8 protein-coding genes are annotated in these 12365 nt (G+C 43.2%); 3 read left to right on the forward strand and 5 right to left on the reverse strand.

Annotated features, from left to right (window positions below):
• The first annotated feature begins 86 nt into the window (after positions 1-86).
• Positions 87-2699, forward strand: coding sequence for a hypothetical protein (locus LAQ65_RS19765; protein WP_224118744.1), 2613 nt, complete (start codon positions 87-89; stop codon positions 2697-2699).
• Between the two features lie 7 nt (positions 2700-2706).
• Here LAQ65_RS19765 and LAQ65_RS19770 read toward each other — a convergent pair whose 3' ends face one another.
• A complete protein-coding gene (locus tag LAQ65_RS19770) occupies positions 2707-3492 on the reverse strand; it encodes an autotransporter outer membrane beta-barrel domain-containing protein (RefSeq protein WP_224118745.1) in 786 nt (261 codons plus the stop codon).
• Positions 3493-3803: 311 nt separating this feature from the next.
• Between LAQ65_RS19770 and LAQ65_RS19775 the strand changes: the two genes are divergently transcribed.
• Both LAQ65_RS19775 and cysC read left to right on the forward strand, forming a co-directional pair.
• Positions 3804-4355 carry a hypothetical protein gene (locus tag LAQ65_RS19775; protein WP_224118746.1) on the forward strand — a complete coding sequence of 184 codons (552 nt, stop codon included), beginning with the start codon at positions 3804-3806 and terminating at the stop codon, positions 4353-4355.
• A gap of 63 nt (positions 4356-4418) precedes the next feature.
• Positions 4419-4952, forward strand: coding sequence for an adenylyl-sulfate kinase (cysC, locus tag LAQ65_RS19780; protein ID WP_224118747.1), 534 nt, complete (start codon positions 4419-4421; stop codon positions 4950-4952).
• Here the strand turns inward: cysC and LAQ65_RS19785 are convergent.
• The 4 genes from LAQ65_RS19785 to LAQ65_RS19800 are packed head-to-tail and all read right to left on the reverse strand — an operon-like array spanning position 4947 to position 12357.
• Positions 4947-5696: a 4'-phosphopantetheinyl transferase family protein gene (locus LAQ65_RS19785; protein WP_224118748.1), complete on the reverse strand. Its 750-nt coding sequence runs from the start codon at positions 5694-5696 to the stop codon at positions 4947-4949. The two genes, cysC and LAQ65_RS19785, sit on opposite strands and share 6 nt — an antisense overlap.
• Before the next feature lie 21 nt (positions 5697-5717).
• Positions 5718-7058 (reverse strand): cytochrome P450, encoded by a 1341-nt coding sequence (locus LAQ65_RS19790; RefSeq protein ID WP_224118749.1) that lies wholly within the window; start codon positions 7056-7058, stop codon positions 5718-5720.
• 21 nt (positions 7059-7079) lie between these two features.
• The gene (locus LAQ65_RS19795) at positions 7080-9098 is read right to left on the reverse strand and encodes a 3-oxoacyl-[acyl-carrier-protein] synthase III C-terminal domain-containing protein (RefSeq protein WP_224118750.1); all 2019 of its coding nucleotides are present in this window, start codon (positions 9096-9098) and stop codon (positions 7080-7082) included.
• 46 nt (positions 9099-9144) lie between these two features.
• A complete protein-coding gene (locus tag LAQ65_RS19800) occupies positions 9145-12357 on the reverse strand; it encodes a non-ribosomal peptide synthetase (RefSeq protein WP_224118751.1) in 3213 nt (1070 codons plus the stop codon).
• Positions 12358-12365: the final 8 nt, after the last annotated feature.

The raw sequence follows: 12365 nt of genomic DNA on the forward strand, positions 1-12365 counted from the left end.
AGTCAGCCGGTTTAAAAGATTTTACTTCCGGGTTCCAAACAAGGGCTGGTCTTTGGTAGCTGGTCTAATATTTCCTTAACTAAAGTATGAAAAATGCCCGTTTAAGTTTTCTTAAAACCGGCAACTGCCTGTCAGTGCTTCAGCATTCCAGGAAATTACGGCAACAGAACCCAAAAATTAATGAGTACATTGTAATAAGTGATATGAAAAGTCTTCAAAATGTCCTGTCTGCAGTTCTGTTATTAATAAGCTCCTGGGCCATGGCCCAAAATACACGCAGTTCCCTGGTTGCCAAAGTAGCAGATGAATTTATGGGCAGTATAAGAAAGTCGGATAAAGAGCAAATATTTGTCCAGACTGATAAGTCTTTCTATACTACCGGGGAAGATATCTGGCTGAAAGCTTTTTGTATAGGCGCAATTTCCAATAAACCGTTTCAAGAAAGCCAATCATTATTCGCAGACCTGGTAAATGACCATGACAGTGTTATCAGCCAGATCATGCTGAATAATAGTTCGGGTAACCTGAATGGCCGCATAAGCATCCCTGTTACACTTCCTGAGGGTTATTATTGGCTAAGGGCATATACTGAGAGACAAGCGCAGGAGGACCAGCAGTCCATTTATGTCCAGTCACTGTATTTTTTTAACGCTTCCCAAAAAAAATCAAATCCTCCAGGTTCAATAAAAGGAAAAGTGATTGTCCAGCCTTCCGATACCGGTGTTGGCAGAATTAAGGTAAATATATATCCGGAAGGCGGTGTTGTTATTGCTGGTTCTACAACACTATTCACCATTACAGCCACTGACAACCAGGGAAAGCCTGTTGATGTCAGCGGGTACATCTCAAATTCAGCAAATGGCGTGGTAGCGAAATACAGAACCGGGGAATATGGTTTGGGCACTTTTAGTTTTTATGCCAGGTCGCCAATGCAATATAGCGCCCACACCAATTATGGTGCTGGCAAGGAATTGCTCACCCCATTACCCAAACCAGATTTATCAGGTTACCAGCTATCTGTCACCAGCCAAACCAGCGACTCCGTTTTTTGCCTGGTATCGCTTGGGGATTCAATCTATAAGAAGTACAAGCTTTCTTTTGTATTGGCTTTGCAACGCGACAGCCTGTGCTATGCAGCAGCGGGTGAAGACATGTACAAGTTTGCAATTCCTGTAAAAAAACTGCCCGCGGGAAAAATCAACCTCCTGCTCTTTAACGATGAACATAAAATAGTCAGTCAACGGGATATTTACATCGGTAAGCCCAACACTAAATTGACAATTACCCCTGACAGGCCAGCCTATTCACCCAGGCAGAAAGTAATCCTGGACATAGGCAATTACGACACATCAGGTAAAAAGGATCCGGCCATTTATTCCGTTGCCGCAACCAGGAAAAATATGGCAGTAAACAATAACAGCACAATCGCTTTCAACAGGATCAGGAACGGAGGCATTGAATTCCCAAACAACCGGATCGCAGATTCAGCAATTAATACAAATTCATTCAGGCTCTGGGATACAGTAATGCTCGCCCAAACTGGTCATTACCTTGGCTGGGAGAAGAAAAAAGACAGCAGTACAACCAGCGTGTCTTCTGCAGAAATGAATAACAAATGGAAAATAATAAGCGGAAGGATAGTCAGCAAGGGCCAGAAGGGTAAAAAAAGACAAATCACGTTATTTTACAACAGCGGAAGAAACAATATAGAAACCGAGGTAATTGAAGAGAATGGTCAATTCAAATTTAATTTACCTGACCTGTTTATTGACAGTACACTACTGAACTTACAGGTAAGTACAACAAATGGCATTTCATCAGAAGATTCAATAATAATCGATACCCTTCATTTCCCAAAATTCAGTACTCCCCTTGCCCTGAAAGAAAGGTTACCGGAATCGGCTATACTAAAAATGGATAGCATAATAACGGCCCGGTTTTCAGGGTCAGAATGGCTCAAGCCTGTTACAGTAACTGCAAGGGATAAGGAACAGGTCACTTATAATGCATCCAAAATCATTAGCCCTTTCTCACGAATTATACCTGGTGATAAACTTGGCCAAAGCCAGAATGCAATTGAGACTGCGCTATTAAAAACGCCCGGTGTAACAGTTGTGGACCAAAGGATTAAGATAATGGGCGGTGGTATACAAAGTAAAACCAGTAAAGCTGCCGGACCATTACTTTTCCTTGACGGTATTCCGGTGAATGTAAATAACAAAGCAAATGATGAATCGTCAAATTCAATAAATCTTGATTCGGGTAAGGATCCTTTGCTCATATACCTTGAATCAATTAACCCAAGATTCATTGATTTTATAGAAGTCATTGAAGGTAGTGATGCTGCAATATTTGGGCTAGGCACAGATGGCGGAGTAATTTATGTACATACATTAAGCACTTTCAGGGAGGAATTAAAACAAAATGAGAAAGGGCATAAATCATTTTATGCCCGTGGGTATTCCATTGCCCCGGTATTTCTCATTCCGGATTACGATAAAATTGAAATAAAGCAATCGTCTTACCCTGATAGAAGAACAACTGTTTATTGGAATGGAAATATTGAAACAGGTAACCACCAACAGGTGACTGTCCGGTTTTTTACCGCCGATGACCCTACTGATTACCTGGTTTCTGTTATAATGCTAACAAATACAGGCGATATCCAATTGGCTAACTGTACAATAACCTGCAAATAAATTCACTTTAAAACCTGTACCCGATATGAAGGGCATAACGTAATCCAACGGACCAGAGACTGGATACACCGCTGCCGCTGACTTCCTTATTACCTGTCAAATCCTTTAAAAGAGGGTATTTTTCCTTAAGGGCATCCAGTATGGCCTGTTGTTTTTCATTAAGGTCTCCCGTTGTGCCATTCAGTTGTATATTCCATTTATAGCTGGTTATTGAGGGTCCCAGCAGGACACAGTCAATAACAAACCTGTTTTTTATAACGAATTGATAACCCAGTTCACCGCCGATATTTAACATATCAAGCTTAGTATTTAGTGAAACGTCGGCATTGGTTGCCGTGTCCTTGCCGGATTTCTGGTTATTGAAGTGGTAATAACTCATAAAAGGGGCCAGGTAAACACCACGGGGGGCATTAAATTTATTTTCCTTGTTCAGATAAAAGCGATAATCTGCCCCAAATGTATACCCGCTTTTTTTCTTGTTCTCGTCAAAATTAAGGGAAGTATTGGCTATAATAGATGGCATTGGGAACTGGATGGGACCACCCCATGCAGTAATGCTTCTTTTATGGGATAATACCCTTTCATAGTTTAACTGGAAACCATTGCGATATAGGATGTAGCTGGTCAGGTTGATTTTCAGGGTATTTAAATGCTCTTTCTGTGGTTTAACCGAAACCGAATCTTTCACCTGGGCTTGTGCATTTGCAAAGAACACCAATGCAATAAATAAGGCTACATAAGTCTTTACGTATTTCTGCAGGCATCCATAAATTTGGCAGACAGAATATTTCATAACTAATCTTTTAAATATTAATTGGTCACTCAGATTACTTTTAGCAACCTTATTCGTTTATTAAATTTCTCAATTCTTAAGTAAATTTAACGCCTTGCTTAAATATTTACAGGTGAGTTTAATCATGTGCATGGGTGATTTTTTTTAGGTCACGGAAACATTAGTAAACCCTTATTCAGCATCATGGAAAGCACAATAGAGGCTTGTTTCGGGGGTTTATTAGGGTTTTAACGGTTTTTACCCCTCAATCCCGGCTTTTTTTCGCATTCATGTCCCCGGAACCTGTATTTTTATACTCTAATCCGAACTGGATGCGTATATTATTATTGATCTTTGTACTGGTCTCTTCCATTTCGTTGAGGGCGCAAACGCAATTAGCCCCCGGCGTTATGAACTATACGCAAAGGGATGCACTTTCCCATTTCAATTCATTCAGTGACAGCAATACTGTAAACAGGAAATGGTCACTGTATAAATATGGTGGTATTTCTACCGGCTATAGTTTTTTTAATGGGGGCAATGCCTCAATTGTATCTGCTCCTATAGGCATACAATTAAACCGCCGGTTAAATAATAACCTATACGCTTTCGCAGGTATTTCTGCAGCGCCTGCTTATTACAATTTCAACCGTTCCTTTATAAATTCGGATATCTATAAAAATAATCCAGCCGCCAGCCGGTTAAGTAACAATGGTTTTGGTATGTATTCAAGATTCGAGGCGGGCCTGATGTATATCAACGATGAAAAGACTTTTTCAATATCGGGCAGTATCGGCATAAACAGAAGCAGCTATTCCCCGTATCCATCTTACAACCAGGCTAATTTACAAAAGCAGCAGCCTTTGAGTGGATCAAGGCAATAGGCGTGCATACCATTAGAAACATCCAGAATATATTCCGAATATTTATTGGAGTTTTGGGTTATTATGATATTTATACAGCTTACCGGATTATCCGGATCAGGTAAATCGACAATTGCACATGCAGTTAAAGTATTATTACAGGAAAGGGGCCATGCTGTTGAGGTAATTGACGGTGATATCTACAGGAAAAAATTATGTCCTGACCTGGGATTTTCGAAAGAAGACAGAAATGAAAATATACGCAGGCTTGGTTTTGTTGCTAACCGGCTTGCTGCAAATGGGGTGATTTCAATCCTCGCTGCCATTAATCCTTATGAAGAAATACGTAAAGAACTCCTGAATTATGGCAACCATGTAAAAACAGTATGGATCAATTGTGATATTAAAACATTAATGGAACGGGATACCAAACAGCTTTACAAAAAAGCATTTTTGCCAGAAGGGCATCCTGATAAAATTTATAATCTTACCGGTATTAATGACCCGTTTGAAACGCCCATCGAACCAGACCTGGTTATTGATACGCATAAGAATAGCGAATCTGCCTCTATTGATATGCTTTTTAATTTTATTATTCAAACTGTTTATGCCTCATAAGGTATAATGCCAAAAGGAAAGGTCCCAATCAGTTCCCTCAACTGCAATTGCTGCGGCATAACCACAACCGGGGAACAGATCCTGCCCATACCAACGCAAACTTTCAATTTTATCACTGTGCAATATAATTGGCGACAAAACACTGCCGCTTATTAAAGAGACATCGCACTGTTCCATTGGAAATGAAATCCCCTCGCCTATGGCCTTGATAAATGCTTCTTTTCTTGTCCAGTATTGAAAGAATAGCTCGGTCCGCCTATCTATATGCATCCTAAAAAGCGAACTGATCTCACCCTGTGAGTAGAACCTCCGGGCAATCTGATCGACAGCAGCATCATCGCGTATACGCTCGATATCAATGCCAATGTTACGGTCGCGGGTAACAGCGTAAAGGGCGAATCCGTCGGAATGCGACAGGTTAAAATGGAGGGTACCGCAACCAGGGTAAGTTGCAAGTGCTGGTTTACCCTGAGAGGAATATTCAAAAACAAGTTCATTTGGTTTTTTCCCCAGATATCGGCCAAGGATCTGCCGCAGTATCCCTCGGGCCACGATGAACCGCTTTTGATCTCTTTCGAAGCGAAAACGCTTGGCTCTTGCCAATTCGTCTTTTGAAAGAAAGCCCAACAGGTTTTCATACTGAAGCGCGGTTAAATCAAGCCAGGCACGCCAGACATGAACCTCATTTGAAGAGATCAATTCCCCTGGAATTGCCGGACGCCATTGTAACTCCTCATTATCCATATTTTATGAAATCAATCTTCTTTATTTTCTACGATGAATGGTCATCTTCAGGCCATACCTTGGGCGCAGGTTAATGCGTTGCAATAGCTCAACCGGATGATCCGGGACCATTTTTATACGCCACGATTGTGCAATGGCAGCAAGCACAAGTATCCCTTGCATCCAGGCAAATGGTTCACCTATACATGAGCGTGGCCCCCTGCTAAACGGGAAATACTCATATTTTGCATGTAGGCCATTTGAATGTTTATCCCATGCATGGGGGTTAAATTTCTCCGGGTCCGGATGGAACCGGGCATCATGGTGTATCAAATAAGGACTCATGAGAATGATAGTGCCTCCTGGGATAATATAATTATCAATAGGAAAATCCTCCACAGCCTGGCGGGGAATAAGGTACGATGGAGGAAAGATGCGCATGGATTCCCCCAACACCATTCTTGTATACTTTAGTTGAGCAATATCATCCGCAGTTGGTAAGCGGTTATCTAATACACGATCAAGTTCTTCATGCAATTCGGATTCCGCTTCCGGATTTTGTGAAAGAAGATACCAGGTCCAGGTGAGCGCTGTTGACGTTGTATCGAATGCCGTAAGAAAAAGTGTCATGGCTTCATCCCGCACCTGTTGATCGCTCATCCCGCCTCCATTGTTTTCATCCTGCGTACGGAGTAATAATGAGACCAGGTCTCCATTGTCCATTTTGTTGCCCCGGCGTTCATCAACCATCCTATTGATTGTATTATCAAGTCGTGCTTTAGCCTTCAGGAATCTGCGTGTGTCCGGGATAGGCAGTTTGAGCAACCATTCCGAAAAAGGTAAAGCGATTCTTCCAGCCAGGCTCGATGCTGCTTCCAGCGCCTGGTCAATTTCCGGTGCTTCTTTTTCTATATCTGCATTGAATAAGGCCTTTCCTGCGATTGCTATGCTCATCTTCGTCATTTCTTCCTTTATCTCAACCTCCATACCATCTTCCCACCCATTCATCAGTCGCGTAGCATATTCCGTTACTGCAGGTGCATACGATTCGATCATATTGCGACGAAACGCAGGCTGAATGATACGGGAGTGGCGCTTATGGAATTCACCCTCACTGGTCAGAAGACCCTCACCTAATAGTTCCTTTGCCATTTCCATAGGCCGGCCCTTTACAAAATTTTGATGTTTTACCGAAAGTACTTCTTTGATAAAATCCGGGTGATTCAAAAGGACAATTCTAAGCGGGCCAATTTTGAAATGGACGATATCACCGTATTCTTTCGCAATGTTTCTCAGGAAACCAATACTGTCCTTTCGGAAACTAAATAAATGACCTAAAAGAAATTTAGGTTTTGGTCCTGGCGGGAGTTTATATCTATTCATACTATTAATACATCTATGGAATTAAAAATGATAAATAGCGCAGCCAACCTGTATACCAGAACCAACAGCAATCATTAAACCAGTATCCCCGGGTTTGACAAGCTCCTGTTCATATGCATTCTCCAACGCATAGGAAATAGAAGAAGTAAAAAGGTCGGGGCCTTCCCCAGTGACGTCAACAAACCTTTCCCTGGGAATATTTAACGATTCGCTCAATCGAGTAATGAACCCAGATGAGATTTGGGGTGGAAAAATCTTATCTATATTGCTGAAATCAAGTCCTTCCATCTGCAACAACTCCTGCACAGCGGGTAAAATGCAGGCGATATACAATGCTTCGAGATTGGCGTCTTTCTCAACATGAAGATAGGGTTTGCTATCCCCGGGCGTATAATATGTTGTATATGCATTTAGCGATTCAGGATCATTTCTAAATAGAAAATGGGAAAAGCCTTTGTCACCCGATGGTTCCGAAACCAAGATGAGTGCCGATGCCGTTTCACCAACCCCCACCCGTTCATCAGTAAACGTATCAGTATTGTTTTCAATTTCCGCTGCAACTATCATGGCTGTCTTGCAGTTCTCGGCTGCAATCATTTGTTGCGCTACATAACAGGCATTCAGGAAACCGATGGAACCATTAAATATATCAAAGGCAAGCGTTTTATTATCGTCCTGATCTGTGGTAGTTGCATTCATGTCCAACTCACCCGCCAGAAATGCGGCATATGCAGGTTCCAGAAGATATTCGCTGCGATAAACGCCTGTATAAATTAACAGACCGATTTCCTTGCAAGCGCAGGAGGATTTCCTGAGGCAATTTGTTGCAGCGCGGGTAAGCAATTCCAGTGAATGCTTTTTCCCGGTCTTCTCTGCCGGAACCGTCCCAACACTTTCAATTCGAATTTTAGGAACAATAGGATTTGTAGCAGGGCTCAAACGGTTTATAGGTGATGCTTTTTGCTTAGGGTATGGCTCTGATCCCATTTGGCGCAAGCGGTCAGGCAAATCATCAAAAACGTACAGCGCTGTGCCAATGGTTAGACCGGAGGCGGTAATACTAAACACTATTTTATCCCCTGAATGAATATTGTTTTGGCGTATATTATCTGTTAAGGCAATGATATGCGCCGTCGAAGCTGTATTGCCGCGTTGTTCCAGGTTGTTGATAGTGTTGCCATCGTGGCAAATTCTGTTTTTCAGTAAACGGTTGATCTCGCCGCATGCACTATTCAGGGTCATGGCCGAGGTCTGGTGCATGATCAAATGCTGAAAACTTTCGGGCGGCCATACGGCCTTTTGCAGCACACTCATTGCATGTTTCGCACCGGATTTGATGCCTACGTCCGTCAGCTTTACCGAATCTGTGTACATAATCATTCCATCTTGTTCCGATGTTTTGGCGATACAGTATTGACTGTAACGACCGAAAGTTTGAAGGTCAAATTCCTGAAAACCGGTATGGGGATCATGTGCAGCTTCCAGGATCAGCGCGGCTCCTGCATCTCCAAGGGTCAAACAGGCAAGCCGCGTATCCATAAAACTTTCGATCTCATTTTGTGCAGATTTAGTTAAGTGGGTAATGTATTCGCCGCTGACCACCATACCGCGGCGGATGGCCCCCGTTTTAATTAAAGCGTTAACGATATATATGCCGGTAAACATGCCGGCGCAGGCATTGGTTATATCAAAGGTGAGGGCATGGGTAAAACCGAAGTACTGCCTTAGCTTGATTGAAGTATTTGGTTCAAAAGAAATCAAACCCGGGCCATCATATCTAGAGATGTTACAGCAAATCATGATATCAATATCCGTTGGACTATATTTTGATTTTGCCAGACAGTCGGCAATTGCATTCTTTGCTAAATCAATGGAAAATTCATCCTGTCCCGCCATTCGCCTGGTTTTAATGCCGGTAATCTTTTCCAACGGAAAATGAAACTTATTTTTACAGCCCATCAGTACTTCGCCGGTTGAAAATGATTGTGGTGGAAGATATATCCCGATGCTCTCTATGATGGCGTTCTGTTTGTGATTCATATTTCCCTGAGTTTGACTTTAATTAATAAAGAGTCATTTACGAAAATCATTGCATCCAGGTTCCTTTGAATTGTCCGGCCAACCCGGCGATGGTCTGATACTCAAAAATGGTCTCAGCACTGAGCCGAAACCCGGCTATGTTTGCATTGGCCACGATCTGAAGACTCTGAATCGAAGCCCCGCCGAGTTCAAAAAAATTATCATGGATCCCAACTTGTTCCACACCAAGCACGTCTTGCCAAATGCCGGCCAAAATTCGCTCCACCTCATTTCGTGGCGCAACATATCCTGCGAGTGGTCGTACATCCTCAGGCACCGGCAAAGACTTGCGGTCAATTTTGCCATTGGGTGTCAGAGGTAAGCCATTAAGTCGTATGAAGGCAGCAGGTGTCATATAGCCAGGCAATTTTTTTTTGACGAAGTCCTGCAATTCGCCAACATCAGGCGATTTGTCATCCTTGGGGACAAAGTATGCCACCAATCGTGTGTCGCCGGAGATTTCTTTCCTGGTAATCACTATAGCTTCATGCACAGAAGGATGTTGCATCAACACGGATGCAATCTCACCCAATTCAATACGGTGGCCATGGATCTTCACCTGATCATCTATCCGTCCAAGAATTTCGATTAAATAATCCGGCAAATAACGGGCCCGATCACCGGTTTTATACAATTGCGCGCCAGGTTTGGAACTGAAACAATCAGGTATAAATTTCTCATTGGTCAATTGAATTTGATTAAGATAGCCTCGCGCCAAACCTTCACCGCCGATATACAACTCTCCAACTACTCCAATGGGTGCGGGTTGCAGATAACGATCCAATATATAAAGTTGTGTGTTCCCAATAGGTTGCCCAATAGTAATTGGTGCATCCCCTTTCTGTATTTGGGTTATCGAAGACCATACAGTCGTCTCGGTGGGGCCATACATATTCCACAAGCTACCAACACAATCCAAAAGCTGATCCGCTAATTTTCTTGTTAATACGTCGCCGCCGCAAAGCGCTTTCAAGTCCGGTTTGCCTGCCCAACCCGACTCGATCAGTATTTGCCAGGCAGCAGGTGTTGCCTGCATCATATTAACATTATAATCATCGATCGCCTGGCCCATCTTGTAAGGGTTAGTGATCATCTCTTTACTTGCCACTACTACAGTTGCTCCAACTATTAAAGGAAGGAAGAGTTCCAGTGCCGCAATATCAAATGAGATGGAGGTCACTGATAACAACAGGTCATCCTTATTGATTCCTGGCCGCATGCGCATCGACCAAAGGAAGTTTACCAGTGCGGCATGATGCACCATGACCCCTTTTGGCTGTCCAGTCGAACCCGAGGTATAAATGATATAGGCAAGATTTTCTGGGGTGACATTGGTTTGGGGATTTGGGGAAGCACTTTCTATTGAAAGTTTATCATCATTCAGATTGACAACATGTACTTTGTGTTTTCCCGGTAGCCCGGGATCAACATTTGCCAGCAACACCAGCACATTGGCATCGTTCAGAATGAATTGCACTCGCTCTGGTGGAAAGGAAGTATGAATCGGCACATAAGTTCCGCCTGCTTTGAGTACAGCCAGCAGCGCTTCAACTATTCCTAAGGATCTTTCCATGAATATGCCAACCCGAATGTCAGGGCCAACACCCAATCCCACCAGATGATTAGCCAAAACGTTTGCCCGTTGGTTAAGCTCGCGATAGGTTAACGAATTATGGTCGTGAATAACCGCAATGGCGTCTGGTGTCTGCTCTACCTGTTCTTCAAAAAGCTGATGTAAACATTTTTCGCGGGGAAAATCTAGTTGAGTCTGGTTCAGCCCGTAAACAAGGCGGTGTAGTTCATTCTTGTCCACTAGTTGCAATCTGGAGATAGGGCAATCAGGTTGGGCTATAACTTCCTCCAGGAGCATTTGAAAAGAGCGGAACATTCTGGCAACCGTAGCCGGTGTAAACAGATCGCGATTATATTCAACTGTACCACGGCATTTTCCTTCAGACTTAGACATCATCAATGTCAGATCAAATTGGGATACACCGCGATCGATTTCCAGGGGAGTTATGGCAAGGCCTGGAATTTCCAATTTTGGCATAGGAGAATTTTGCAGGTTAAAGACCACCTGGAAAATTGGTGTACGGCTAAGATCACGCTTCGGCTTCAACTCTTCGACGAGTTTCTCAAAAGGCAGGTCCTGGTGGTTGTAAGCCTCCAATGAAACGTCACGAACACGCCTGAGCAATTCACGAAAACCAGGATCACCGGAAAGGTTTGTGCGCAAAGCGAGTGTATTGATAAAAACACCGATCAATTGCTCAAGCTCCGGCATGTTACGATTAGCGATAGGTGTACCTACTATGATGTCATCCTGTCCACTATAACGGTGGAGCATAATATTAAACGCTGTCAGCAAGGTCATGAACAAAGTCGCATCTTCCTGCCGGCTAAGTTTTTCAAGGTCTTCTGTTAAATCCGCGGAGAGCTCGAAACGATATGTTCCGCCCGTGAAAGTTTGCCTTGCGCATCGTTGTTGATCTGTTGGTAATTCCAGAACAGGAAGCTCTCCTCCCAACTTTTTTTTCCAATAGAGCATCGATGGTTGCAGCGTTTCTATTCTTTTATCATCAGTTTGCCAATGCGCGAAGTCGGCATACTGGATAGGAAGTTCAGGTAGTTGAAGGGGCTTACCAATAGTGTTGTTTTGATAGAACTTCATCAGCTCACGCAGGAACACTCCCAAAGACCAACCATCCGCAATGGTATGATGGACAACAACGAGTAACAATTTTTTCTCATTGCTTAATAAGAAAAGTTTGAGGCGTATCATCGGAGATTTTGCCAGGTTGAATGGCTGTAACACTTCTTTTTCCGCAAGCCGCCGTGCTTCGGCCAATTGTTCGATATCGTTGAATGTCTGCAAATCGACAATTGGAACCGTGATCTTAATATCAGCCAAAACTTCGGGAGTTGGTAGTCCCAGCCCAAATGAAAAACCTGTCCTAAGGGCATCATGCCTTGCAATGATCTGATTGGCACTTTGTTCCAATCCTGCAAGATCAAGTTTGCCATTGAGTTCAAGAAAGATCGAAAGATTATTAACCGCGGTGCCTGGCTCGAGCAATTCAAGAAACAACTGGCGCTGTTGAGGAAAAGAAAGTGGGCTCGGAATACCTAAAGGACGCCGGGGAATGCATGGCGCATCATCGGCTGCCTGCCCCTGCAGCCATTTTTCCAATAATGCTCGTTTTGCCGGTGAGAGATCCATCTTCTTTA

It is taken from the genome of Flavihumibacter profundi (assembly GCF_020076305.1).
Taxonomy (GTDB): domain Bacteria; phylum Bacteroidota; class Bacteroidia; order Chitinophagales; family Chitinophagaceae; genus Flavihumibacter; species Flavihumibacter profundi.